The organism is Zoogloea sp. GW822-FHT05C07, assembly GCF_058800215.1.
In genome coordinates this window covers 5,412,308-5,438,749 of record NZ_CM179510.1, presented here as the reverse complement: position 1 = coordinate 5,438,749, position 26,442 = coordinate 5,412,308, and the positions used below count along the sequence as shown (strand labels likewise).

Sequence of the window (26,442 nt, the reverse complement as noted above, 5' to 3'; positions counted from 1 at the left end):
GCACGAGGGGAATTTTCCAGGGGCGTTTGCCCCTGTAGGATAGGCCCCATGTTTGCATACATCGTTCGACGACTGCTTTACGCACCGCTGATCCTCATCGGTGTCAATCTGTTGACCTTTGCGCTGTTCTTCGTCGTGAATACGCCCGATGACATGGCCCGGATGCAACTTGGGGTCAAGCGGGTGACGCCGGAGGCGATCCAGCGCTGGAAGGTGGAGCGCGGCTACGACAAGCCGTTGTTCCTGAATGACACGGTAGCCGGAGTGGGGCGCTTCACCGAGACGGTCTTTTTCGAGAAGTCGCTGCGGATGTTCGTTTTCGACTTCGGCCGCGCGGATGACGGGCGTGATATCGCGAAGGAGATCCAGGATCGGATGGGGCCGTCGCTTGCGATTGCGCTGCCGACGTTCGTGCTGGGATTGTTCGTGACGGTCGCGTTGGCGCTGCTGCTCGTATTCTTCCGTGCCTCTTACCTGGATTTCTGGGGCGTCGTGTTGTGTGTCGGCATGATGTCGATATCCGGCTTGTTCTACATCATCGGCGGGCAGTGGCTCGTTTCGAAGGTCTGGCATCTCGTGCCGATTTCCGGCTATGGGGCGGGGGCGGATGTAGCGCGCTTCCTGGTGCTGCCCGTCGTGATCGGCGTGGTTGCCGGTGTCGGCGGCAGTGCCCGTTGGTACCGGACCATCTTCCTTGAGGAGGCGGGGAAGGACTATGTGCGTACCGCGCGCGCCAAGGGGCTGTCGGAATTACAAGCTCTTTTCAGACATGTCCTGAAGAATGGGATGATTCCGATCCTGACAGGTGTTGTGGTGGTCATTCCGTCCTTGTTCATGGGCAGTCTGCTTTATGAGTCCTTCTTCGGGATTCCGGGGTTGGGGAGCTACACGATCGATGCGATCAATGCGCAGGATTTCCTTGTGGTTCGGGCAATGGTTTTCATCGGCGCCCTGCTGTACATCATGGGGCTGATCCTGACGGATCTTTCCTATACGCTGGTTGATCCGCGGGTGAGGCTCGAATGATGTCTTTTCAGCCCATCCTGCTGTGGACCGATGCGCTTTTGTTTGTCTTGTTTGTCGGCGTGTTGTTGGCACTGATGCGGGCTCGAGGCAGCGAGCAGATGTGTGCCGCATGGCGCAGAGTGGGAGAGAGCAATGCTGGCATGGTGTCTCTCACGCTGCTGCTGCTGTTTCTGATGGTGGGTTTGGCTGACAGCCTGCATTACCGTTCCCGCCTTGCCCCGGTGGGGGATGCGGCTGGGGTGACGAACAAGCGGGTGCTGTCGACGGAAGTATTGAGCCTCTTCGACGCGATGGCGGCGCCTTTGCGCGCGCGGGTGGAGAAGACTTATTCCGCACCCTTGGCCTATATCCTGTTCGCCAAGGAAACGCAGGAGGGCGCAGACGGGGTGCAGCGAAGGGATTTTCCCCGCCTGAAGTTCGGTGGTGCGGACCTGCAATATCCTGAGGATGATTACGCAGGTGACGTATTTGGGCGGGTCGGGATTGGGTTGGCGATAGCGGCCGGTGCTTGGGCAGCCTTTGCTGCAGTGCTAGTCGCAATCGTGGCGCGCTCGCGCAAGGTGCCTGTGGGGGCTGCCTGGCGGGCCATCTGGAGAGGAAAGGGTGGTCTGGCGTGGCGCTCCGTGCTAGCAACAATGGGTGTCGTGCTGTTCGTGATGGGGCCGTTGCTGGCTTTGGCCATGGAATACCATGTCTTCGGTACGGACAAGGTGGGGCGGGATGTCTTCTATCTGGCCTTGAAGAGTATTCGGACAGCGTTGGTCATCGGAACGCTGACAACGCTGGTTACGCTGCCCTTGGCTGTAGTCCTTGGAATCATGGCGGGCTACCTCGGCGGATGGGTTGATGACGCAATTCAGTATGTCTACACCGTCCTTAATTCGATTCCGGGAGTGTTGCTGATCGCAGCTGCCGTACTGATGATGCAGGTGGTCATAGATACCCATCCGAATTGGTTCGAGACCGCAGCAGATCGCTCCGATGCACGGCTCCTCGCTCTGTGCGTCATTCTTGGGATGACGAACTGGACAGGCCTTTGTCGGCTACTGCGTGGTGAGACCCTGAAATTGCGTGAGTCGGAGTATGTGCAGGCTGCTCGGGCATTCGGTGTGTCGGCAGCGCGAATCCTCTATCGTCACCTCCTGCCCAACCTGCTTCATCTGGTCTTGATCTCTCTGGTCATGGACTTCTCCGGTCTGGTGCTTGCCGAGGCTGTTCTTTCCTACGTTGGGATTGGCGTGGATCCGGAAACGATCAGCTTCGGCACGATGATCAACGCCGCGCGGATGGAATTGGCTCGAGAGCCCATGGTCTGGTGGAGCCTGATTGCAGCGTTTTGCTTCATGTTTGTGCTGGTACTCGTAGCCAATCTATTCGCGGATTGCGTAAGAGATGCGTTCGACCCCCGTGCGAGCTGACGTTCTGTCATCTCCTGACCGATAGCGAGTGCCGGGCTGGTACGGGATGATCGCAGCTTTGGAATTAAGCTTGGCTGAGTGAAGCTGCCATGACGGGCGGAGTCCACTCATGAGCTAGCTGCCTGTGGTCTCGCAAAGTGAGATCCCGCTGCCTTTCGACGCACGCTGTTGTGCGGTTCGCAGCCAGATGTGATCCTTTGGCGTGTGCGAAGTGGCAGCCGGTGAGGCGTACATTGGCGTCCCTGCGGCGCCTCGAGAATTATTTTCCCAAATAGTGTTGACGCATTCCGATAACTCTTTATAATGCGCAGCTCTTTCGCTGCAGCGCGTTACGCAATAAGCGCTACGGGGTGAGGAGGCGGTGCTGAAGCGGTTTGTGTGTTTCGGTGCTGGCGCGTTAAGTAGTTTGTTTCGAAGTGCTGAAACAAAATGCTTGACAGGGTTAAAAAGCTCTGTATAATGCGCACCTCTTCGCTGCTTCTGCAGCAGTTCTTTAAAAAGATGAACAACCGATAGGTGTGGGTGCTCGGTTTCGAGGGGTGACTGATTTATATCAGAAGCCACAAAGAAATTGAAGTATCTGCAGAAATCGTCAGGTTTCTGGAGTTTTTGGATTGAACTTAAGAGTTTGATCCTGGCTCAGATTGAACGCTGGCGGCATGCTTTACACATGCAAGTCGAACGGCAGCACGGGCTTCGGCCTGGTGGCGAGTGGCGAACGGGTGAGTAATGCATCGGAACGTGCCGTGTAATGGGGGATAACGTAGCGAAAGTTACGCTAATACCGCATACGCCCTGAGGGGGAAAGCGGGGGATCGTAAGACCTCGCGTTATACGAGCGGCCGATGTCGGATTAGCTAGTTGGTGGGGTAAAGGCCTACCAAGGCGACGATCCGTAGCGGGTCTGAGAGGATGATCCGCCACACTGGGACTGAGACACGGCCCAGACTCCTACGGGAGGCAGCAGTGGGGAATTTTGGACAATGGGCGAAAGCCTGATCCAGCCATGCCGCGTGAGTGAAGAAGGCCTTCGGGTTGTAAAGCTCTTTCAGTCGGAAAGAAATCCTTCGGGTTAATACCTCGGGGGGATGACGGTACCGACAGAAGAAGCACCGGCTAACTACGTGCCAGCAGCCGCGGTAATACGTAGGGTGCGAGCGTTAATCGGAATTACTGGGCGTAAAGCGTGCGCAGGCGGTGATGTAAGACAGATGTGAAATCCCCGGGCTCAACCTGGGAACTGCGTTTGTGACTGCATCACTCGAGTACGGCAGAGGGAGGTGGAATTCCGCGTGTAGCAGTGAAATGCGTAGAGATGCGGAGGAACACCGATGGCGAAGGCAGCCTCCTGGGCCAGTACTGACGCTCATGCACGAAAGCGTGGGGAGCAAACAGGATTAGATACCCTGGTAGTCCACGCCCTAAACGATGTCAACTAGTTGTTCGGTGAGGAGACTCATTGAGTAACGCAGCTAACGCGTGAAGTTGACCGCCTGGGGAGTACGGCCGCAAGGTTAAAACTCAAAGGAATTGACGGGGACCCGCACAAGCGGTGGATGATGTGGATTAATTCGATGCAACGCGAAAAACCTTACCTACCCTTGACATGCCAGGAACTTGCCAGAGATGGCTTGGTGCTCGAAAGAGAGCCTGGACACAGGTGCTGCATGGCTGTCGTCAGCTCGTGTCGTGAGATGTTGGGTTAAGTCCCGCAACGAGCGCAACCCTTGTCATTAGTTGCCAGCATTAAGTTGGGCACTCTAATGAGACTGCCGGTGACAAACCGGAGGAAGGTGGGGATGACGTCAAGTCCTCATGGCCCTTATGGGTAGGGCTTCACACGTCATACAATGGTCGGTACAGAGGGTTGCCAAGCCGCGAGGTGGAGCCAATCCCAGAAAGCCGATCGTAGTCCGGATTGGAGTCTGCAACTCGACTCCATGAAGTCGGAATCGCTAGTAATCGCAGATCAGCATGCTGCGGTGAATACGTTCCCGGGTCTTGTACACACCGCCCGTCACACCATGGGAGTGGGGTTTACCAGAAGTAGGTAGCTTAACCGCAAGGAGGGCGCTTACCACGGTGAGCTTCATGACTGGGGTGAAGTCGTAACAAGGTAGCCGTATCGGAAGGTGCGGCTGGATCACCTCCTTTCTAGAGAAAAACCTCTGAATCGAGTATCCACAACCTATCGGTTGTTTTTTAAAGAACAGTGAGAGGCTGGGCGTCAGGCAGTGAGACATCGCGGGCTGATGTCGGGCTGTCTGGGCTGATCCTCGAAACAGTAATGGGGGTCAGTAGCTCAGTCGGTTAGAGCACCGTCTTGATAAGGCGGGGGTCGTAGGTTCGATTCCTACCTGACCCACCAAGCGATCAAAGGGGGCATAGCTCAGCTGGGAGAGCACCGGCTTTGCAAGCCGGGGGTCGTCGGTTCGATCCCGACTGCCTCCACCAGAGATCAGAACAAAGCAGCACGGTGCGTGTGCTTTGTTCTGGTTTTTGCCAGTAAGACTGTTCGATCTTTAACAAAGTGGAAGAAGTGTGTAGCGTCTGTTGATGAGACAGAGGCTACATGGGTTGTGTGATTGCATTTGCATCACTGCTGGCTTTGAACCAGCACAGTGGTGATGCGCACAAGCGCGAGTTCGTCGATAGCTTTGTCTCTGAGCAATCAGAGTGCAACGTTATAGGATCAAGCGACAAAGTGCATGTGGTGGATGCCTTGGCGATCACAGGCGATGAAGGACGTGCAAGCCTGCGAAAAGCGGGGGGGAGCTGGCAATGGAGCTTTGATCCCCCGATATCCGAATGGGGAAACCCACCTCTTTTGAGGTATCCCTGACTGAATTCATAGGTCAGTGGAAGCGAACCGGGAGAACTGAAACATCTAAGTACCCCGAGGAAAAGAAATCAACCGAGATTCCCCAAGTAGTGGCGAGCGAACGGGGATGAGCCTGCACGACTAAACCGGTTACTTAACAGAACAAGCTGGAAAGCTTGGCCATAGTGGGTGATAGCCCCGTATGTGAAAAGTAGCCGGCGGGTCTGAGCGTGCGACAAGTAGGGCGGGACACGTGAAATCCTGTCTGAAGATGGGGGGACCATCCTCCAAGGCTAAATACTCGTGATCGACCGATAGTGAACCAGTACCGTGAGGGAAAGGCGAAAAGAACCCCGGGAGGGGAGTGAAATAGATCCTGAAACCGCATGCATACAAACAGTGGGAGCCTCGCAAGGGGTGACTGCGTACCTTTTGTATAATGGGTCAGCGACTTACGTTCAGTAGCAAGCTTAACCGGATAGGGGAGGCGTAGCGAAAGCGAGTCTGATAAGGGCGATTCAGTTGCTGGGCGTAGACCCGAAACCAAGTGATCTATCCATGGCCAGGATGAAGGTGCGGTAACACGCACTGGAGGTCCGAACCCACTAATGTTGAAAAATTAGGGGATGAGCTGTGGATAGGGGTGAAAGGCTAAACAAACTTGGAAATAGCTGGTTCTCCCCGAAAACTATTTAGGTAGTGCCTCGTGCGGACACTTCCGGGGGTAGAGCACTGTAATCGTTGGGGGGGTCATTGCGATCTACCCCGCGATAGCAAACTCCGAATACCGGAAAGTGATACACGGGAGACAGACGGTGGGTGCTAACGTCCATCGTCAAGAGGGAAACAACCCAGACCGCCAGCTAAGGTCCCAAATACATGGCTAAGTGGAAAACGAGGTGGGAAGGCATAGACAGCTAGGAGGTTGGCTTAGAAGCAGCCACCCTTTAAAGAAAGCGTAATAGCTCACTAGTCGAGTCGTCCTGCGCGGAAGATGTAACGGGGCTCAAGCCATGAACCGAAGCTGCGGATCTCGTAAGAGATGGTAGGGGAGCGTTCTGTAAGTCTGTGAAGGTGTCTTGTAAAGGATGCTGGAGATATCAGAAGTGCGAATGCTGACATGAGTAGCGATAAAGGGTGTGAAAAGCACCCTCGCCGAAAGCCCAAGGTTTCCTGCGCAACGTTCATCGACGCAGGGTGAGTCGGCCCCTAAGGCGAGGCAGAAATGCGTAGTCGATGGGAAACAGGTCAATATTCCTGTACCGCTCTATGATGCGATGGGGGGACGGAGAAGGTTAGGTCAGCCGGGTGTTGGACGTCCCGGTTTAAGCGTGTAGGCGTGCTCTTTAGGCAAATCCGGAGAGCTTAGCTGAGGCGTGACGACGAGGTCTCTTTGAGACCGAAGTGATTGATACCCTGCTTCCAGGAAAAGCCTCTAAGCTTCAGTCATAGAGTGACCGTACCGCAAACCGACACAGGTGGGCAGGTAGAAGATACTAAGGCGCTTGAGAGAACTCAGGAGAAGGAACTCGGCAAATTGATACCGTAACTTCGGGAGAAGGTATGCCTCGGTAGCTTGTAGGAGTACATCCGAAGGGCGAAGAGGCCGCAGAGAATCGGTGGCTGCGACTGTTTATTAAAAACACAGCACTCTGCAAACACGAAAGTGGACGTATAGGGTGTGACGCCTGCCCGGTGCCGGAAGGTTAAGTGATGGGGTGCAAGCTCTTGATCGAAGCCCCGGTAAACGGCGGCCGTAACTATAACGGTCCTAAGGTAGCGAAATTCCTTGTCGGGTAAGTTCCGACCTGCACGAATGGCGTAACGATGGCCACACTGTCTCCTCCTGAGACTCAGCGAAGTTGAAGTGTTTGTGAAGATGCAATCTCCCCGCGGCTAGACGGAAAGACCCCATGAACCTTTACTGTAGCTTTGCATTGGACTTTGACGGGACTTGTGTAGGATAGGTGGGAGGCGCTGAGACCAGGACGCTAGTTCTGGTGGAGCCGTCCTTGAAATACCACCCTGGTGTCGTTGAGGTTCTAACCTAGGTCTGTGAATCCAGATCGGGGACCGTGCATGGTAGGCAGTTTGACTGGGGCGGTCTCCTCCCAAAAGGTAACGGAGGAGTACGAAGGTCTTCTAGGTACGGTCGGACATCGTACTGATAGTGCAATGGCAAAAGAAGGCTTGACTGCGAGACCGACAAGTCGAGCAGGTGCGAAAGCAGGTCATAGTGATCCGGTGGTTCTGTATGGAAGGGCCATCGCTCAACGGATAAAAGGTACTCTGGGGATAACAGGCTGATTCCGCCCAAGAGTTCACATCGACGGCGGAGTTTGGCACCTCGATGTCGGCTCATCACATCCTGGGGCTGTAGCCGGTCCCAAGGGTATGGCTGTTCGCCATTTAAAGTGGTACGTGAGCTGGGTTTAAAACGTCGTGAGACAGTTTGGTCCCTATCTGCCGTGGGCGCTGGATATTTGAGGGGGCCTGCTCCTAGTACGAGAGGACCGGAGTGGACGGATCTCTGGTGTACCGGTTGTGACGCCAGTCGCATCGCCGGGTAGCTAAATCCGGAAGAGATAACCGCTGAAAGCATCTAAGCGGGAAACTCGCCTCAAGATGAGATATCCCTGGGAACTTGATTCCCCTGAAGGGTCGTTGAAGACCACGACGTTGATAGGCTGGGTGTGGAAGCGCAGTAATGCGTTAAGCTAACCAGTACTAATTGCCCGTGAGGCTTGATCCTATAACCTTGCAAAAAAGTGCAAGATGAACACCGCGCACAGCGCAGTCACACACCCCACAGAACACTTCTTCCCTTTGACGCTCAGCGCGAAAGCGCGCCTGAGCGGTACAAGTTATAGTCTGACGACCATAGCGTCTTGGAACCACCCCTTCCCATCCCGAACAGGACCGTGAAACGAGACCGCGCCGATGATAGTGCACAGCCGTGCGTGAAAGTAGGTCATCGTCAGACTAACCCATCGAAGCCCCCGCAGAGTTCTCTGCGGGGGCTTTTTGTATTGGAAATTCGGAACCAAGAACACCCGCCCGAACCCGCGCAACCCTTACCGTATCACCATACAGCCGCGTAACGACCCGAATGTCTTGCGCACCACCGTCCGAAATCGAAACCTGGATTGATGAAGCCGGCCCGGGCATGGAAAACGCGCTGCGGGCTCGAGAAAATGGCAGTCCCTGCTGGGCGAGGACGAGACGTGATCGGGACGATCCGGGGTTTCACCAGCCGCTGCTACACGGTGCTGGTCAATTGAAGCAAGTGTTCATCACGCCCTATACCGCCATCGCGGAATGGATTGGTGGAACGGATGATTCGCACGCTGAAGGCGCAACGCTTCCACCGCCACCGCGTCGAAACCTTGCAGCACGCCAGCCATGTGATCGGCGACTGGATTCAGTTCTACAACCACCAACACCTTCATTAGGCTCTGGATATGAAGACACCTGCTGAGGCATTTGCTTTAGCGGTTGTGACCGGGGAAGCGTTTGCTGGGACAGTGCCGTGCCACAATTAAAGACGCCCGATGAAGTCCATCGGGCGTCTTTGCAGGCCGGCCATTGAGCAGGCTAAACCGCTAACAGATGTCGCCTGAATCAGTACGGGGTCGATTACGAGCGGGAAACGGCGGAGGGGGCATTTGCTGGGACCATTATTACTTTATGGCAGCAGGGACTACCGCTGACAGGGCAGCCCATTCATATCAAGCCGTCGTCGGCTGGGCGGCCTGTTGCCGGCTGCGCTGCAGTCCGAACATCAGCGTCGTGAGGCCGGCGATCACTGCCGGCAGGCCGACGATCATGAATACCGACGACAGTGGCAGGTTCATCGCCAGCATTGTGCCGCCGCCCACCGAGCCGAGCACTGAACCCATTCGCCCGACGCCGTTGGCCCAGCTGACGCCGGTGGCGCGGCAGTCCGTCGGGTAGAAGCTGGCGGACAGCGCGTTGGCGCCCACCTGAGAGCCGGAAACACAAAAGCCGGCGCAGAACACCGCCAGGCCGGCCAGCACGGGGTTGCCGGACAGGCTGCCGATTGCTGCGACGAACAGGCCGGCGAGCATGTAGCTGATGGCCAGGACCCGGTGCGGCGTGCCACGGTCCATCAGCCAGCCGAGCACGATGGCACCGACCGTACCGCCGACCTGGAACATCGTGGTGACCAGCGACGCGGTCTTCAGGGACACGCCGGTGCTCTTGATGAAGGTGGGCAGCCAGCTCGACAGCAGGTAGATGACCAGCAGGCTCATGAAAAAAGTCAGCCACAGCAGCAGGGTGCCGCGCAGCAGATCCGGCCGGAACAGGTGGCTGACCGGCATGCCGGCGGGTTTGTGATGGCTGGTGACGAAGTGGGCGCCGTCGAAGTCCTGCGACGGATCGATGCGGCGCAGCGTGGCGGCCACCCGGTGGAAGCCCTTGTTCTCCATCACCAGGTAGCGCACCGACTCCGGCAGGCGCCAGACGAGCACAGGCAGCAGCACCAGTGGCAGCACGCCGCCGAGCATCAGCACCGAGCGCCAGCCGTAGGCATCGACGAGATGGGCTGAGGCCAGCCCGCCCAGCGCGGAGCCGACCGTGAAGCCGCAGAACATCGCGGTCACGAGAAAGGCCCGGCGCTTGTCCGGGCAGAACTCGGAGGTCAGTGTCACCGAGTTGGGCATGGCGCCGCCGAGGCCGAGGCCGGTCAGGAAACGCCACATCACCAGTTCGCTGGCCGAGCCCGAATACGCCGACAGCAGGCTGGCTAGGCCGAAGAACAGCACGCAGGTCACGAGGACGCTCTTGCGCCCGAAGCGGTCGGCGAGGGGGCCGAAGAGGAAGGCGCCTGCCATCAGGCCGGCCAGTCCGGCGCCGAATAGCGGCGCGATGTCGCCCGGTGTCAGCTGCCATTCGGTGCGAATGGCCGGGGCCAGGAAGCCGATGGCCGCGGTGTCGAAGCCGTCGATGGCGACGATCAGGAAGCACAGCACGATGATCAGCACCTGGTAGGGGCTGAGGGCGTGGTGGGCGATGAAGTCCGTGACGTTCACGGTGCGCTGCGTGGGCATGATTTGTCTCCGTCTCGTTTTGGATGGACGTACTTGGGGCCTCCGCGATACCGGGTGGTATCGCGGTGCGCACTCTGTTTGTCGTGATGAACCGGGCTTAGCCGGCGTCGGGCTGTGCAGCGGGTGCCGCCCGGCGGAAGGCGTTGAGCTGCTGGCAGGCCGCGTCGATGGCCTGGATCAGCGGCCAGCGGGCGACATCCACCTTGAAGCGGCGGGCACTTTCCACCTGGGGCACCAGGTACACGTCGGCCAGCGTCGGTGTGTTGCCGTAGCAGAAGGCGCCACGCTGCGTGTCGGCGGCCAGCAGGGCCTCGAGGGCGTCGAAGCCGGCGCTGATCCAGGTGGCGCACCAGGCGTTGATGGCCGCCTCGTCACAGTGCAGCGTGTGGCGCAGGTATTCCAGGATGCGCCGGTTGTTGATCGGGTGGATGTCGCAGCCGACGATGGCTGCCAGGGCCCGCACGCGGGCGCGGGCGGCGGCATCCTTCGGCAGCAGCGGCGGCTCGGGGTGGCGCTCCTCGAGCCATTCGATGATGGCCGGCGACTGGATCAACACCTGCCCACCGGCTTCCAGCGCCGGCACCAGCCCTTGAGGGTTGAGGGCCTTGAAGGCCGGGCCCAGGTGCTGCTCGGTGCGCAGATCCACCGGCAGATACTCGTAGTCCAGCCCCTTCAGGTTCAGCGCGATGCGCAGCCGGTGCGAGGTGCCGCTGCGGAAGAAGTTGTGCAGCTTCATGGCTTACTCGGGTGCACCGACCGTCAGGCGGACGTCGCCGACGCCATCCACATGGCCGGTGATCACGTCACCCGACTTCACCGCGCCGACGCCTTCCGGGGTGCCGGTGTAGATCAGGTCGCCCGGTTCCAGATGGTAGAACTGGGACAGGTCGACGATCAGCTCACGGATGTTCCAGATCAGCTTGGAGAGGTCGGAGGACTGCTTGGTCTGGCCATTGACGGCGAGGCTGATGGCGCCGGTTTCGAGCACGCCCTGTTCGCCGGCCGGCACGATCTCGCCGCACACCGCGGACTTCTCGAAGTTCTTGCCCAGATCCCAAGGACGGCCCTGTTCGCGAGCTACCAGCTGCAGGTCGCGGCGGGTCATGTCGAGGCCGGCGGCGTAGCCATAGATCAGCTCGCCTGCTTCCGCTTCGGTGACGCGGAAGCCGCTGCGGCCGATGGCCACCACCAGCTCCATCTCGTAGTGGTAGTTCTGGGTGCCGGCGGGGTAGGGTACGGTGGCGCCGGATTCGATCAGCGTCGAGGCGTCCTTGATGAAGTAGAAGGGCCGCATCGTGGCCTTGTCCACCGGGCGCTCCATCTCGACGGCGTGGGCGTGATAGTTGCGGCCGACGCAGAAGATGCGCTTGACGGGGAGACGCGCCTCGCTGCCCTGAACGGGCAGGGAGAAGACGGCTTGCGGGTTCCACAGGTAGGTCTGTTGGGTCATGTCTGTTTTCCTTGGTATGGGACGTATTGGGTATATGGGGGGCTCAGCCGCGGTTCTCGAAGACGCCGAGCTTGCGGTGCAGGGGCGTCTCGTCGGCGATGAAGACGAAGGCCGGGCTGTTGGCGGAGCGGTTGCGCAGGCGTACCGGGGTGTAGCCAGGGGCGCAGCAGGTGTCGGCCTCGGCGAGGGAGAAGCTGTTATCGCCGATGCTCACATCGATGCCGCCTTCGATCAGGTGGAAGACCATCGCCGGCGAGCGGACCGGCAAATCGAGCGTCTGGCCGGGGCGCAGCATCAGTGCGTAGAAGCCAAGGATGTTCTGCGCGTCGCTGCCGGTTTCGGGATTGGTGTAGGTGACCTGCACGGCGTCCAGTTCCGGCTGGTCGGCGGCCAGGGCTTCCAGCGCGGCGCGGGCTTCCACCCACGGGTAGCGGAGCATCGGGTAGGCCTTGTTCGACCGCTCGAACACCTGGGTCGGCACCACGCCGCCGCGGGCATAGGAACGGTCACCGCGACCCGGCTTGATGGCCTGCGGCTCGCCGTCGATGTGGTAGGAGGCCTCCATGTAATACACCAGCGGCAGGTCCAGCACGTCCAACCACACCACCGGGCCGTCGCCGTCATGGCCGTGCTCGTGCCACAGGCCGGTCGGGGTGAGGATCAGGTCGCCGCGGCTCATCGGGCACTTTTCGCCATCGACGGTGGTGTAGGCGCCTTCGCCCTCGACGATCATCCGCACCGCGTTGGGGGTGTGGCGGTGGGCTGGCGCCCATTCACCGGGCAGCAGCAGCTGCATGCCCAGGTACATCGCCGCGCTGGCCTGCATCTTCTCGAGGCCGTGGCCGGGGTTGGCGAGCACCAGCACGCGGCGCTCGGCCTTCTCGATGGGGGTCAGCTCGCCGGCCTTCATCAGCAGAGGGCGCAGGGTTTCGTAGGGCCAGTGGATCGGCCGGGTGTTGGGTTGCGGCTTGCCGGCGGGCAGCACGGCGCGCAGGCTCGGCCACAAGGGCACGAGGTTGAGGCGGGCGAGGTCTTCGCGGTAGTCGAGGGGCAGGTCTTCCAGGCGCCCCAGGGTGTCGAAACGGCTTTGGTCTTGCATGGTTGGTTTCCTGTTCGGGTTCGGATGGATGGGCTCAGTCTTTGGCCAGGCAGTTGTCGGCGTTCCAGCCGTACAGCCATTCCATCGCGTCGTAGAAGCGCTCTGCGCTGCGACCCTTCCACAGGTCGTTGCGCACCAGGCGCTCGACGCCCTTGGCGTGGTAGATGCGGCCCATTTCGCGGGACGACAGTACGATGCGGGCGGTGCGGGCCACGCGGGAGCGCTGGTAGAGGTCGAAGGCTTTGACGAAGTCGTTGTCGTGGACTCGCAAGGCTTCGCCGAGGGTGACCGCGTCTTCCATCGCCATGCAGGCGCCCTGGGCCATGTACTGGGTGGTTGGGTGGGCGGCGTCGCCAAGCAGGGTCACGCGGCCGTAGGTCCATTGGCCGATCGGCTCGCGGTCGGCGGTGGCCCAGCGCTTCCAGCTCTTGGGCAGGTCGATGAGCTGGCGGGCCTTCGGGCAGATGCCCTGGAAGTAGCTCTGGACTTCCTCGGCGCTGCCTTCGGTGACGCCCCATTCCTCCTGCTGGCGGCTGTGGAAGGTGACCACCACGTTGTATTGCTCGCCGCCGCGCAGCGGGTAGTGGACCAGATGGCAGTTGGGGCCGACCCAGATGCTGGCGGCGTTCCACTGCAGGTCTTCCGGGAAGTCCTTCTTGTCCACCACGGCGCGGTACACCACGTGGCCGGTGACGCGGGCCGGATCGCCGACGAACTGCTCACGCACCACCGAGCGCACGCCGTCGGCGCCGATCAGCGCGATGCCCCGGTGGGCGTTGCCGTGCTGGTCGTACACCGTCACGCTGTCGGCGTCCTGCTCGACGCGGCTGACGTGGGTGGAGGTCAGGAACTCGACGCGGCCGGTTTCCTGGGCACCTTCGAGGAGGGACAGATGCACATCCACCCGGTGGATTACCGCGTAGGGGTTACTGAAGCGCTTGCGGAAGGCCTCGCCAGTGGGAATGCGGCCGACGACGCTCTCGTCGAGAGCGTCGTGCATGATCATGTAGTCGGTGTATACGGCGCGGCTGCGGGCCTTGTCACCGACACCGAGGGCGTCGAAGGCGTGGAAGGCGTTGGGGCCGAGCTGGATGCCGGCGCCGATCTCGCCGATCTGCGCGGCCTGTTCGAGCACCTTGACGGAGAAGCCCCGGCGGGTCAGGGCGAGGGCGGCGGCAAGGCCGCCGATGCCGCCACCGGCGATGATGACCGGCAGCGCGTTGGGGGTGGTGTTCATGGCGTCTCCTGGTTTGATTTGATGTAGATCAAGTGTGGAAGACGCCAACTATTTTGAAAACGCAATCTATCGAATAGGCTGATTTCCGTTATCGAATAGTTATTAAGGCCGGATTTGTGCTCTACGCGCTCAGGCGGCGTCCGGCCGGCGCAGCAGCGGCTCGCCCATGCGGATCGCACTGCCTTCGCCGATGCCGGCGCACAGGCTGAAACCCTTCGGCGCGAAGACGATGATCGTCGAGCCGTGCTGGAACCAGCCCATCTCCTGGCCCTTGCCGAAGCGGGCGGTGCCCGGGATCTCGTTGGGGCCCCGGTAGCGGATGTGCAGCAGCACGTCCAGCCAGTGCAGGCGGATGCTGGCGACGAGGATTGCCGCCACCGGCACCAGGGTCAGCGGGGTGCCGTCGGCGAGACGGGTGCGGATCACCGCCCGCTCGTTTTTGCAGTACAGGCGCTCGACCCGCTTGAGAGCCGGCGGATTGACGTTCCACACATCGCCGGAGATGTAGGTGACGTGCTCCACGTCCAGGTCCGCCGGGGAATGGAAGCGGTGGTACATGCTCGACTTGAGGCGCAGCGTCACGTAGCTGCCGTCCCGGTAGGTGTCCACCAGCGCCGGGTCGCCGAGCAGGTCGATGAGCGGGTAGGGCGCGCCCTTGGCTTGCAGGGCGGTGACGCCGTCGAGCGTGCCGCAGGCGCCGACGATGGCATCGCAGGGGCTGCTGAGCACCATCGGGTCGCTGTCGATGGTGCGCGCGCCGTCCTTCAGCTCCCGCGTGAAGCAGTCGTGCATGCTGCGGAATTCCTGCTTCTTCGCTTCCGACAGGTCCAGGTCGGCGAAGGCTTTCCATATCGCGATGGACAGGCGTGCAACGAGGGGATGTTCGATCTTGCTGAACCAGCCGACGAAACGGGTCAGCAGCGCGCGCGGCAAGCGGTTGGTGAGCAGGAAGTTGAGGTCTTCCTGGTCGGTGAGGCGGGCAAGCAGACGGGGACTTTTCATGGTTCTGTAACTGGGGTCGGTTAAATCATTCATCTTTCAGTTGCGGAGTGCACTACGTGGAAGATGCATTGGTATTGGCCGGACTCGGGGCGCTGGCGCTGCCGGGCCTGGTGATGAAGGTGAAGCGCCGGTTGGAGCTTTCGAAGGGCAAGCACCCGTCGCTGGCGGGGCACGCCAAGATGTCGCGCCGGGTGGCAAAGCTGCTGCCCTTCTACGAGTACGACGAGGCGACCTTCTTCCGCAGCGACGACGCGCCGGCGGACGTGGCGGCCAGGCGCAAGGAAGCCTTCTTCCGCCTGGCCGAGCTGTATCGCACACGCTTTGCGGCCAGCGCAGCGATGAGCGCCGAGACCCAGGAAGGCGTGTCGGACATGCAATTCACCGGCGCCTACCGGGTGCCCTTCCAGTACAGCCGGCTGGTGCGCCAGCACCTCAAGGGCGGTTCCTTCGTGAAGGCGTCGAGCGGTGTGACGGTCACCGACCTGGACGGCAACGTCTTCTACGACCTGACCGGCTCCTACGGCGTCAATGTGTTCGGCTACGACTTCTACAAGGACTGCATGGCCCGCGGCGCGGCGCGCGTGGAAGCCCTCGGCCCGGTGCTCGGCGCCTACCATCCGCTGCTCGCGTACAACGTGCAGCGCCTGAGGGCGATCTCCGGGCTGGACGAGGTGTCCTTCCACATGTCCGGCACCGAGGCGGTGATGCAGGCCGTGCGCCTCGCCCGCTACCACACCGGCCGGACCCACCTGGTGCGCTTCTGCGGCGCCTACCACGGCTGGTGGGGCGACGTGCAGCCGGGCGTCGGCAATCCGGTGGCGGCCAACCAGACCTACACGCTGAAGGACATGCACGAGGACGCGCTGCGCGTGCTGCGCCGGCGCAAGGACATTGCCTGCGTGCTGATCAACCCGCTGCAGGCCCTGCATCCCAATGGCGCCGCGCCGGGGGATTCGTCGCTGGTGGACAGCTCCCGCAAGGCGGGCTTCGACCGGACGTCCTACACCGCTTGGCTGAAGCAGCTGCGCCAGGTGTGCACCGAGCGTGGCATCGTGCTGATCTTCGACGAAGTCTTCGTCGGCTTCCGGCTGGCGCCGTGCGGCGCGCAGGAATACTTCGGCGTGCAGGCCGACATGGTGACCTACGGCAAGACCCTCGGTGGCGGTATGCCGATCGGCGTGGTGTGCGGCAAGCAGGTGCTGATGAAGCGCTTTCGCGACGACCGCCCGGCGGACATCTGCTTCGCCCGCGGCACCTTCAACTCCCACCCCTATGTGATGGGCGCGATGGCCGAGTTCCTGGAGCGCATCGAGACGCCCGAGGTGCAGGCCCTTTACGCCGGCCTCGACGACACCTGGAATAGCCGCGCCGAGCGCCTCAACCTGCGCCTGAAGGCCGAGGGCCTGCCGTTGCAAGTCGCCAACGTGTCGTCGATCTGGACGGTCTTCTACAACCGTCCGAGCCGCTACAACTGGATGCTGCAGTACTACCTGCGGGCCGAAGGGCTGGCCCTCAGCTGGGTCGGGACGGGCCGCTTCATCTTCAGCCTCAATTACACCGACGCGGACTTCGAGGCGGTCGCAGAACGCTTCGTCGCCGCCGCGCGCCGGATGGAGGCGGACGGCTGGTGGTGGAACGACGGCAGCGTGACCAACAAGGGCATCCGCCGGCGCATCCTGAAGGAGATGCTGAGCCATCGCTTCCTCGGGAAGTAGACGTGAAAACGCCGCTCCGCCCATGGGGCTGGAGCGGCGCCGGAAGGGCTTACGCCGCCTGGCGGGCGCGCAGGTCGCGCAGCAGGTACAGCGGAGCCTTGTGGTACAGCTTGATGTCGTGGTACGGGTCGGTGAGGATCTTGGTGATCCACACCAGGCCGGTCTGCACGTCCTTCAGGAAGAACAGATGGACGGTGCGGAACAGCAGGCCGCTGACGCCGAGGCCCAGCCACATCAGGCCCAGGTGGTCGATGAAGCCGCCGACGCCGGTGTGGGCCTCGAACAGGCCGAACATCGTCGGGTTGAGCCACAGGGCGACCGGGATGAAGGCCCAGATCGACAGCAGCACGACCTTGCGCTTGAGGTTGTAGCCGACCTTCACGGCCTCCTTGTAATCATTGGTGACCTGGTTCTCCTCGTCGTAGCCGAGGGGCTCGAAGAAGAAGTGGCCCGACTGGCGGGTGACCATCGAGATCAGCCAGCCGATCAGCGCCGCCTTTACCGGATCGACGAAGAGCAGCGAATAGGCCACCAGGAAGCTCACTGCGCTGATGAAGTGCAGGGTCTGGTTCATCCGGCTGTGGTGGTAGAAGCGATGATCGTCCCACCGCTGGATTTCAAGGGCGCGCAAAAAGTTCTTCATGGACTCTCCTGGAGGGCGAACGACCCGGAATTGATTGGAATAGCTCGAAATGGGGTCTTCAAGGCAAGACTAAGAAGCGCGGGTTACGGGGCGGCTGCGGTTTTGTTAAGGAACGGTGATGCCGGATATATACATGGCATTAAATATTGGCGTGCGATTGGTAGAATCCGTCCAGTGTCGTGAGGAAGCGAGGCGTCGATGGGAGCGAAGAAGGCGAACCGACTTGGCTGGATTCCACTGGTTTTGATTCTGGTGGGCATTGCTCTGCTGCCCCGCTTGAATGATGAATGGCGCCGTTGGCTGCTTATGGCGCTGCTCTACATCTTTGGGTTCGTGTTGCTGGGCAGTGTGTGGCGGGCATGGCGAGTACGGGCACGTGAGCATTTTCTGGAGACCTTCACGTTTCCCGGCAGCCTGCGCCGCAAGCTGCGGGCGACCTATCCTCACCTGAGTCCTGCGCACGTGGACATGGTCACCCGTGAGCTGCGCACTTTCTTTCGTGCCGCCCATGCGGCGCAGGGGCGCATGGTGTCCATGCCGAGCCAGGTGGTGGATGTGGCCTGGCACGAGTTCATCCTCTTTACACGGGGCTACCGGCAGTTCTGTACGAGGGGGCTGGGGCGTTTCCTCGACCACACGCCGGCCGAGCACATGGCGACGCCGGTCTCCGCCCAGCTAGGATTGCGGCGTACCTGGCTGCACGCCTGCCGTTTCGAAGGGATTGACCCCAACAAGCCAGACCGGATGCCGATGCTCTTCGCGCTGGATGCGCTGCTGCAGATCCCGGATGGCTTCCACTACGTGCTGGACTGTTCCGGCGTGGCGAATGCGCAGGGCGTGCCGGCCTATTGCGCCAGCGACATCGGTTGCGGAGGTTCCTGTGCGGCGGACGGGATGGGCGATTGCAGCCATGGACACGGCGACGGTGCGTCCGACGGCGGTTCTGGCGGGGATGGGGGAAGCGGTTGTGGAGGCGGTTGCGGCGGCGACTGAGCGGGTGCATGCCCGCCGGCGGCCGTCTTGAGGATCGCGGCGCAGGTTGGAGGGGAGCCCGCCTGCGCCGGATGGAACGGATTACAGGAAGCGATCCAGCAGCCGCTTGCTGTGGGCATCCAGCCCGTAGCGGTCGCGGATCAGGAAGTGGATGCCGCGGCTGTCGGCGATCAGCAGGGCCGGTGGGGTGAGGCGGCGGATGTCTTCTTCGCCTTTCAGCACCATGCTGGTGGGGCCGCGGTCGGTCTCGATCTCCCAGGTGCTGGGGGTCGCGAAGCTGGACACGCTGTGGATGCGCTGGATCACCGGCATGAACTCGCGGCTGGCCATCTCGTCTTCGAGCAGCTTGCGCGGCGCATCGGGCAGATCGGCGAGGCGGTCGATCCAGGCGACTTCCTCGCCGTCGCCGTTGATGAGGCCGATGCTCTCAGCCGGAGCGGCGATCGGGAAGGCACGTACCGGGGTGATCAGCTGGGCCTGACCGGTGGCGTCGATGAAGACGAGCTGGCCGAAGGCATTGCGTTCCAGCTGGATGTTTTGCGTAGGCATGGCGTGATCTTCAGGCAGGGGTGTGGGCGCGGTGGAAGGGCACGCGGGGCTTGTCCCCGTTGCCCAGTGCGTCGTCGTCCAGCTTGCGGGTCTGGGCTTCGTAGAGGCGGAAGTAGGCGCCCTGTTTTTCCATCAGCGTGTCGTGGTTGCCGATCTCGACGATCTGGCCGCGGTCCAGCACCACCAGGCGGTCGGCCTTGCGCAGCGTGGACAGGCGGTGGGCGATGGCGATGGTGGTGCGGCCGCGGATGAGGTTTTCCAGCGCGGCCTGGATTTCCATTTCGGTCTCGGTATCCACCGCCGAGGTGGCTTCGTCGAGGATCAGGATGCGCGGGTCGATCAGCAGCGCGCGGGCGATGGAGATGCGCTGGCGCTCGCCGCCGGACAGGGCCTGTCCGCGCTCACCAACCAGCGAATCGTAGCCCTGCGGCAGGCGCAGGATGAAGTCGTGGGCGTGGGCCGCGCGGGCGGCGGCGATGATCTCTTCGCGGGTCGCATCGGGTTTGCCGTAGGCGATGTTCTCGGCGATGGTGCCGAAGAACAGGAAGGGCTCCTGCAGCACCAGGCCAATGTTGCGGCGGTACTCGGACACCGGCACCGAGCGGATGTCCATGCCTTCGATGCGGATCGAGCCGTCGGTCACATCGTAGAAACGGCAGATCAGGTTGACCAGCGTGCTCTTACCGGAACCCGAGTGGCCGACCAGGCCGATCATCTCGCCCGGCGCGATGTTGAGGTCCACGCCGCGCAGGATGGTGCGGTTGCCGTAGCGGAAGCCGACCCGCTTGACCTCGATGGCGCCGGTCACCTTGGGCAGGTGCTGCGGATTGACCGGGTCGGGCACGCTGGAGACGTGATCGAGGATGTCGAAGATGCGCTTGGCGCCGGCGGCGGCCTTCTGTGTCACGGAGACGATCCGGCTCATGGAGTCCAGCCGGGTGTAGAAGCGCGAGATGTAGGCGATGAAGGCGGCCAGCGTACCGACCGTCACCGACTTCTCGGATACCAGCCAGATGCCACAGCCCCACACGATCAACAGGCCGATTTCGGTCATTAGCGTGACGGTAGGCGAGAACACCGACCAGATCTTGTTCACGCGGTCATTCACCGCCAGGTTGCGGCCGTTAGCCTCGCGGAAGCGGCCGACCTCGCGCTTTTCCTGGGCGAAGGCTTTGACCACGCGGATGCCGGGGATGGTGTCGGCGAGCACGCTGGTGACTTCGGACCACACCCGGTCCACCTGCTCGAAGCCATAGCGCAGCTTGTCGCGCACGGTGTGGATCAGCCAGGCGATGAAGGGCAGCGGCACCAGCGTGACCAGGGCCAGCCACGGGTTGATGGATACCAGGATCACCGCGGTCATCGCGATCATCAGGCAGTCGGTGGCGAAGTCGAGCAGATTCATCGACAGGAACAGGCAGATCCGGTCGGTCTCCGAGCCGATGCGCGACATCAGGTCGCCGGTGCGTTTGCCGCCGAAGTATTCCAGCGACAGGCCCTGCAGGTGCTCGTAGGTGGTGGTGCGCAGGTCGGCGCCGATGCGTTCGCTGACCAGCGCCAGGATGTAGGTCTTGGCCCAGCCGAGGCCCCAGGCGAAGGATGCGGAGACGAGCAGGCCGCCGAGCAGCATCATGACCTTCATGCGGTCGATGGGCTGGCCGTTCTGGAAGGGGATCAGCACCTCGTCCATCAGCGGCATGGTGAGGTAGGGCGGCACCAGCGTTGCGGCGGTGGCCACCAGGGTCAGGAGGAAGCCGGCCAGCAGCTGCTTCTTGTACGGCTGCGCGAAGCGCCACAGGCGGAACAGGGTCCAGGTGGACGGCGGCGTGTGGATTTCGCGGGCGCAGGTCGGGCACTCGTCGGTGCCCGGCGGCAGCGGTGCGTCGCAGGTTGGGCAGGTCAGCGGCTCGGGTGGTGTCGGCTGGCGGCCGGCCAGCACGCATTCGAGCTGGGCGTGGAAACGGTCGGCCAGGTTGCGGGCGGCCGGGTCCTGGGCCAGCGTGAAGCGCCAGCCGGCCAGCTTGCCGTCGCCGTCCACCAGGTCGAGGCTGGCTACGCCGGCGTGGTCGCGGTGGCGCAGGGCCATGCCACTACGGAAGGTCCACACCTGCCAGTCCTTGGCCTGCAGGTCCCAGGCCAGCAGGCGGCGGTCGGTCAGGGCCACCAGGCCACTGCGGAACTGCAGCGCGGCATCGAGATCGAGATTGAGGCTGGCCAGGACCTTCTCGCCGGCCTGCAGGGCCTTGTCGAGGAGGGGGCGCCAGCTGTCGGGCACGGCCGGTCCGAGGTAGTCGGAATAGGCGGAAGGAAGGGCGGAGGACTCTGAATTCATCTCGGCGACGCGATTAGGCCCCAGAAGAGGGCCAGCGTAGGGCAAAATTGCGCCCGAAGTTTACTGACTCGTTACATGCGCGTATACCCGGCGGATGGCTAGAAGCATCGCCGACCCGTTAATTTTTCTCTCAGGTAATCCTGGCGGCCGCGTCCGCGTTAAGGGGAGATCGAGTTTCCGTTGCAGAGTGCCGTAAACAGGCCCGTTACTTCCGAAGTGTCTCGTCCATGACCAATAAAACGATCGAATTCCTCAATGTGCTCCACCTGCGGGGACCGAACATCTGGACCTATCGCTCAGTCCTCGAAGCCTGGGTCGACATCCATGACCTGGAAGACTGTCCGTCCAATGTGATCCCGGGTTTCTATGAGCGGCTGACGGCGATGTTGCCGACCCTCATCGAGCATCGTTGCAGCATCGGTGAGCGGGGCGGCTTCCTCAAGCGCCTGCGGGACGGGACCTGGCCGGGACACATCCTCGAGCACGTGACGCTCGAGCTGCAGAACCTCGCCGGCATGTCGGGCGGCTTCGGCAAGGCGCGCGAGACCTCGCTGCGCGGCGTTTACAAGGTGGTGATCCGTGCCTGGCAGAAGGACGTGTCAATGGCCGCGCTGGAGATGGGCCACGACCTGCTGATGGCCGCCATCGAGGAGCGCGCCTACGACGTGGACGCCGCCGTGGCCCGCCTGCGCGACCTGGTGGACAAGCACATGCTCGGCCCGAGCACCCGCTGCATCGTCGAGGCCGCCGCCGACAAGCAGCGCCGCATCCCTTACATCCGCCTGCTGTCCGAGGGCAATCTGGTGCAGCTCGGCTATGGCGCCCGCCAGCGCCGCATCTGGACCGCCGAGACCGATCGCACGCCGGCTATCGCCGAGAGCATCTCCCGCGAGAAGGACCTGACCAAGACGCTGCTGGAATCCTGCGGTGTGCCGGTGCCGGAAGGCCGCATCGTGACCAGCGTCGAGGACGCCATCGAGGCCGCCGAGGACATCGGTTTCCCGGTGGTCGTGAAGCCCAGCGACGGCAACCACGCCCGCGGCGTGTTCACCAACATCCGTACCCCGCAGGAAGTCGCGGACATGTTCCCGCTGTCGGCCGCGGAAGGCTCCGAGGTGATGGTCGAGCGCTTCGTGAAGGGCGCCGAGCACCGCTTGCTGGTGGTCGGCGGCAAGATGGTCGCCGCCAACAAGGGCGACATGGTGTCGGTGATCGGCGACGGCACGCACACCATCAACGAACTGATCGAGACCCAGATCAACTCCGACCCGCGCCGCGGCGTCGAGCACGAGTTCCCGCTGTACCTGATCAAGCTGGACAACTACCCCGCGGCCCAGATGGAAGTGGCGCGCCAGGGCTTTACCGGTGCGTCGGTGCCGCCGGAAGGCCAGGAGGTGATGATTGTCCGCACCAGCAACATGGCCTTCGACGTGACCGACGAAGTGCATCCGGACACCGCCGAGCTGGCCTGCCTGGCGGCGCGCATCGTCGGCCTCGACATCGCCGGCGTCGACCTGGTCTGTGAAGACATCTCCAAGCCCTTGAGCGAGCAGCAGGGCGCCATCGTCGAAGTGAACGCTGGCCCCGGCCTGCTGATGCACATCAAGCCGGGCGTCGGCCAGCCGCGCCCGGTGGGCGAGGCGATCGTCGATCACCTGTTCGAGAAGGATGCAGACGCGCGCATTCCCATCGTCGGCGTCACCGGCAGCCGCGGCAAGACGCCGGTGGCCCGCCTGGTCGCCCACCTGACCCGCCTGTCCGGCCAATACACTGGCCTGGCCTGCTCCGAGGGCGTTTTCCTCGACGGCCGCCAGGTGGAGACCGCCGAAGGCACCAACTGGGATGCCGCCGAGCGCGTACTGATGAACCGCTCTGTCGAAACCGCGGTGTTCGAGAACGGCTGCCGCAGCATCCTCGGCGACGGCACCGTGTACGACCGCTGCTCGGTGGGTGTGGTCACCAACGTCGATCCGGAACTCCACTACGGCGAGTTCTACATCGACTCCCCGGAAAAGGTCTGGAACGTCTTCCGCACCCAGGTGGACCTGGTGCTGTCCAGCGGTGCGGCGGTGCTCAACGCCGAAGATCCGGCGGTCGTCGAGATGGCCTCCCTGTCCGACGGCGAGGTGATCTTCTATGCCGTCGATCCCAATGCCGAGGCCGTCGTACAGGCCCGCAGCGAAGGCCGCCGCACGGTCTTCGTGAAGGATGGCGCCATCGTGCTGGCCACCGGCGAGCAGGAAGATCCGGTCGCCCGTCTGGCCAAGATCAAGCTGCTGGCAAACGGCGCCGGGGAGGAGCCGGGCGTGCTGTCCAACCTGCTGGCCGCCGTGGCCGCCGCCTGGGCGCTGGGTGTGTCGCCGGCCATGATCCGCGCCGGCGTCAAGCCTTACGATCCGAAGGCGCCGCTGCGCAACGACTGAGCCGCCACCGAACAACGATGAAGGGCTGCCCGACGCTGGCAGCCCCTGAGAAAAACGACAAGGACTGTTATCCATGGAAGTCTCACGCATCCGGGCTCTGCGCGGCCCCAATCTGTGGAGCCGGCACACCGCGATCGAAGCCATCGTGACCTGCACCGAAGCGGAGTGCGACATCGACTCCATTCCGGGTTACGAGACGCGACTGCGCAATCTCTTCCCTGAAATGGGCTTCCTCGAGGCCGACGGCCACATGGGCGCGAGTTCCGTCGCCCAGGCGCTCGAACTCGCCGCCCTCGGCCTGCAGGCCTGTGCCGGTTGCCCGGTGACCTTCAGCCGCACCGCCAAGACCATCGAGAAGGGCGTCTTCCAGGTGGTGGTGGAATACACCGAAGAAAAGGTCGGCCGCCTGGCCTTCGAGCTGGCCACGGAACTGTGCCGCGCCGCCGAAACTGATGGCTCCTTCGACCTGGCCGGCGCACTGGCCCGTCTGCGCGAGCTGGACGAGGACGTGCGCCTCGGCCCCTCCACCGGCTCCATCGTGCAGGCCGCCGCTGCCCGTGGCATTCCCTTCCGCCGCCTCACCGAGGGCAGCCTCGTGCAGTTCGGTTGGGGCAGCCAGCAGCGCCGCATCCAGGCTGCCGAGACCGACCTGACCAGCGCCGTGGCCGAGGCCATCGCCCAGGACAAGGAGCTCACCAAGAACCTGCTGCGCGCCGCCGGCGTGCCGGTGCCGCTGGGCCGCTCCGTGACCAGTGCCGAGGATGCCTGGCAGGCCGCCAAGGAGCTCGGCGGCCTCGTCGTCGTCAAGCCTCGTGACGGCAACCAGGGCAAGGGTGTGGCGGTCAAGCTGCGCACCAAGGAAGAGGTGATGAACGCCTTCCGCGTCGCCGAGGAGATCAGTGACGACGTGCTGGTGGAACGTTACCTGCCGGGCCACGACTACCGCCTGCTGGTGGTCGGCGACAAGCTGATCGCCGCTGCCCGCCGCGAGCCGCCGCTGGTCATCGGCGACGGCCAGCGCACCATTCGCGAGCTGGTGGACCACGTGAACAGCGACCCGCGCCGCGGCGTCGGCCACGCCACCTCGCTGACCAAGATCCGCTTCGACGAGATCGCCGTCGCCACCCTCGCCAAGCAGGGCTATGAGGCCGACTCCGTGCCGCCGAAGGGCAAGCGCGTGATCCTGCGCAACAACGCCAACCTGTCCACCGGTGGCACCGCCACCGACGTGACGGACGACGTGCACCCCGAAGTCGCCGAGCGCGCGATTGCCGCGGCCAAGAACATCGGCCTCGACATCTGCGGCGTGGACGTGGTCTGCGAGAGCGTGCTAGAGCCGCTGGAAGCCCAGAGTGGCGGCATCGTCGAAGCCAACGCGGCGCCGGGCCTGCGCATGCACCTGCAGCCGTCCTACGGCAAGGGCCGCCCGGTCGGCGAGGCGATCGTCGCCAACATGTTCAAGCCCGGCGAAGACGGCCGCATCCCGGTCATCGCGGTGGCCGGCACCAACGGCAAGACGACCACCGTTCGCCTGTCCGCCCACATCCTTGGCGCGGCCGGCAACCGGGTCGGCATGACCAACTCCGACGGCGTCTATGTGGGCAAGCGCCGCATCGACACCGGCGACTGCAGCGGTCCGCGCAGCGCCCGCAACATCCTGCTGCACCCGGACGTGGACGCCGCGGTGTTCGAGACCGCCCGCGGCGGCGTGCTGCGCGAAGGTCTGGCCTTCGACCGCTGCGACGTGGCGGTGGTCACCAACATCGGCATGGGCGACCACCTGGGCCTGTCCTACATCAGCACCGTCGAAGACCTGGCGGTGGTGAAGCGGGTCATCGTGCAGAACGTGAAATCCAGCGGTACCGCGGTGCTCAACGCCGCTGACCCGATGGTCGTCAAGATGGCCAGCGCCTGCCCGGGCTCAGTGCTGTTCTTCGCCGCCGACCAGTACAACCACGTGCTGGTCACCCACCGCGTGCAAGGCCACCGGGTGGTCTTTGTGGACGACGACGCGATCGTTGCGGCCCAGGGCAGCGAGGAATTCCGCGTGCCGTTGGCCGGCATTCCGATCACCCGCAACGGCGCGATCTCCTTCCAGGTCGAAAACGCCATGGCCGCCATTGCCGCCACGTGGGCGCTGGGCATTCCGCCGGAGACCATCATCGCCGGCGCCGCCAGCTTCGTGAACGACGCCGCCAACGCGCCGGGCCGCTTCAACGTGTTCGACTACAAGGGCGCCACGCTGATCGCCGATTACGGCCACAATCCGGATGCGATCCTGGCGCTGGTGCAGGCCGTCGAGAGCATGCCGGCCAAGCGCCGCTCGGTGGTCATCAGCGGTGCCGGCGACCGCCGCGACGAGGACATCCGCGAGCAGACCCGCATCCTCGGCACGGTCTTTGACGACGTGGTGCTGTACCAGGACGACTGCCAGCGTGGCCGCGCCGACGGCGAAGTGCTGGCGTTGCTGCAGGAAGGCCTGGTGGGTGCGCCGCGCACCAAGAGCATCTACGAGATCCGTGGCGAGTTCACGGCCATCGACAGCGCGCTGCAGAAGCTCGAGTCCGGCGACCTGTGCCTGATCCTCATCGACCAGGTGGAAGCGGCGTTGGAGCATATCGCCAAGCGCATCGCCGAAACCACGGCTTGATCGACCGGGCCT

At 62.8% G+C, this 26,442-nt stretch carries 16 protein-coding genes, 2 tRNA genes and 3 rRNA genes; 12 read left to right on the top strand and 9 right to left on the bottom strand.

Annotated features, from left to right (window positions below):
• Positions 1-48 precede the first annotated feature (48 nt).
• The 8 genes from AC3QL2_RS24845 to AC3QL2_RS24810 all read left to right on the top strand — a co-directional run bounded on the left by AC3QL2_RS24845 (position 49) and on the right by AC3QL2_RS24810 (position 8,717).
• Positions 49-1,026, top strand: a complete 978-nt coding sequence (locus AC3QL2_RS24845; protein WP_493236099.1) for an ABC transporter permease — start codon at positions 49-51, stop codon at positions 1,024-1,026.
• Positions 1,026-2,444 (top strand): ABC transporter permease, encoded by a 1,419-nt coding sequence (locus AC3QL2_RS24840; RefSeq protein WP_493236101.1) that lies wholly within the window; start codon positions 1,026-1,028, stop codon positions 2,442-2,444. The genes AC3QL2_RS24845 and AC3QL2_RS24840 overlap by 1 nt, the downstream gene beginning before the upstream one ends.
• 616 nt (positions 2,445-3,060) lie before the next feature.
• Positions 3,061-4,598 (top strand): 16S ribosomal RNA (locus tag AC3QL2_RS24835).
• A gap of 137 nt (positions 4,599-4,735) precedes the next feature.
• Positions 4,736-4,812: transfer RNA gene (locus AC3QL2_RS24830), tRNA-Ile, on the top strand.
• Between the two features lie 10 nt (positions 4,813-4,822).
• A tRNA-Ala gene (locus AC3QL2_RS24825) sits at positions 4,823-4,898 on the top strand.
• A gap of 236 nt (positions 4,899-5,134) precedes the next feature.
• Positions 5,135-8,017, top strand: a 23S ribosomal RNA gene (locus AC3QL2_RS24820).
• Positions 8,018-8,135: 118 nt separating this feature from the next.
• Positions 8,136-8,248: ribosomal RNA gene (gene rrf, locus AC3QL2_RS24815) — 5S ribosomal RNA — on the top strand.
• Together the 16S, 23S and 5S rRNA genes with 2 tRNA genes alongside form the textbook arrangement of a ribosomal RNA operon.
• Positions 8,249-8,600: 352 nt before the next feature.
• Positions 8,601-8,717, top strand: a complete 117-nt coding sequence (locus AC3QL2_RS24810) for a hypothetical protein (protein ID WP_493240422.1) — start codon at positions 8,601-8,603, stop codon at positions 8,715-8,717.
• A 276-nt stretch (positions 8,718-8,993) separates the two neighbouring features.
• Here the strand turns inward: AC3QL2_RS24810 and AC3QL2_RS24805 are convergent, their stop codons facing one another.
• The 6 genes from AC3QL2_RS24805 to asd form a co-directional block, all read right to left on the bottom strand.
• Positions 8,994-10,337 (bottom strand): MFS transporter, encoded by a 1,344-nt coding sequence (locus AC3QL2_RS24805; protein WP_493236004.1) that lies wholly within the window; start codon positions 10,335-10,337, stop codon positions 8,994-8,996.
• Positions 10,338-10,434: 97 nt separating this feature from the next.
• Positions 10,435-11,073, bottom strand: coding sequence for a maleylacetoacetate isomerase (gene maiA, locus AC3QL2_RS24800; protein ID WP_493236005.1), 639 nt, complete (start codon positions 11,071-11,073; stop codon positions 10,435-10,437).
• Between the two features lie 3 nt (positions 11,074-11,076).
• Complete coding sequence (locus AC3QL2_RS24795) at positions 11,077-11,787, bottom strand: fumarylacetoacetate hydrolase family protein (RefSeq protein WP_493236006.1); 711 nt, start codon at positions 11,785-11,787, stop codon at positions 11,077-11,079.
• 43 nt (positions 11,788-11,830) lie between these two features.
• On the bottom strand, positions 11,831-12,886 hold the full coding sequence (locus tag AC3QL2_RS24790; RefSeq protein ID WP_493236007.1) for a cupin domain-containing protein: 1,056 nt from the start codon (positions 12,884-12,886) through the stop codon (positions 11,831-11,833).
• A 34-nt stretch (positions 12,887-12,920) separates the two neighbouring features.
• Positions 12,921-14,123, bottom strand: coding sequence for a 3-hydroxybenzoate 6-monooxygenase (locus tag AC3QL2_RS24785; RefSeq protein WP_493236008.1), 1,203 nt, complete (start codon positions 14,121-14,123; stop codon positions 12,921-12,923).
• A 129-nt stretch (positions 14,124-14,252) separates the two neighbouring features.
• Positions 14,253-15,125 carry an archaetidylserine decarboxylase gene (gene asd, locus AC3QL2_RS24780; protein ID WP_493236009.1) on the bottom strand — a complete coding sequence of 291 codons (873 nt, stop codon included), beginning with the start codon at positions 15,123-15,125 and terminating at the stop codon, positions 14,253-14,255.
• Positions 15,126-15,181: 56 nt separating this feature from the next.
• On the opposite strand from asd, the gene AC3QL2_RS24775 reads away from it, so the two are divergent.
• Positions 15,182-16,840, top strand: coding sequence for an aminotransferase class III-fold pyridoxal phosphate-dependent enzyme (locus AC3QL2_RS24775; protein WP_493236010.1), 1,659 nt, complete (start codon positions 15,182-15,184; stop codon positions 16,838-16,840).
• A gap of 49 nt (positions 16,841-16,889) precedes the next feature.
• On the opposite strand, the gene AC3QL2_RS24770 is transcribed toward AC3QL2_RS24775, so the two are convergent.
• Complete coding sequence (locus AC3QL2_RS24770; RefSeq protein ID WP_493236011.1) at positions 16,890-17,483, bottom strand: hypothetical protein; 594 nt, start codon at positions 17,481-17,483, stop codon at positions 16,890-16,892.
• A gap of 198 nt (positions 17,484-17,681) precedes the next feature.
• On the opposite strand from AC3QL2_RS24770, the gene AC3QL2_RS24765 reads away from it, so the two are divergent.
• Complete coding sequence (locus AC3QL2_RS24765; RefSeq protein WP_493236012.1) at positions 17,682-18,476, top strand: UCP032817 domain-containing protein; 795 nt, start codon at positions 17,682-17,684, stop codon at positions 18,474-18,476.
• 81 nt (positions 18,477-18,557) lie between these two features.
• Here the strand turns inward: AC3QL2_RS24765 and AC3QL2_RS24760 are convergent, their stop codons facing one another.
• Complete coding sequence (locus tag AC3QL2_RS24760; protein ID WP_493236013.1) at positions 18,558-19,025, bottom strand: cyanophycin metabolism-associated DUF1854 family protein; 468 nt, start codon at positions 19,023-19,025, stop codon at positions 18,558-18,560.
• Between the two features lie 10 nt (positions 19,026-19,035).
• On the bottom strand, positions 19,036-21,357 hold the full coding sequence (locus AC3QL2_RS24755; RefSeq protein ID WP_493236014.1) for a cyanophycin metabolism-associated ABC transporter: 2,322 nt from the start codon (positions 21,355-21,357) through the stop codon (positions 19,036-19,038).
• Positions 21,358-21,584: 227 nt separating this feature from the next.
• Here AC3QL2_RS24755 and AC3QL2_RS24750 point away from each other — a divergent pair, with 227 nt between their 5' ends.
• Together AC3QL2_RS24750 and cphA are read left to right on the top strand one after the other, a co-directional pair.
• Positions 21,585-23,780 carry a cyanophycin synthetase gene (locus tag AC3QL2_RS24750; RefSeq protein WP_493236015.1) on the top strand — a complete coding sequence of 732 codons (2,196 nt, stop codon included), beginning with the start codon at positions 21,585-21,587 and terminating at the stop codon, positions 23,778-23,780.
• A gap of 73 nt (positions 23,781-23,853) precedes the next feature.
• Complete coding sequence (cphA, locus tag AC3QL2_RS24745; RefSeq protein WP_493236016.1) at positions 23,854-26,430, top strand: cyanophycin synthetase; 2,577 nt, start codon at positions 23,854-23,856, stop codon at positions 26,428-26,430.
• Positions 26,431-26,442 lie beyond the last annotated feature (12 nt).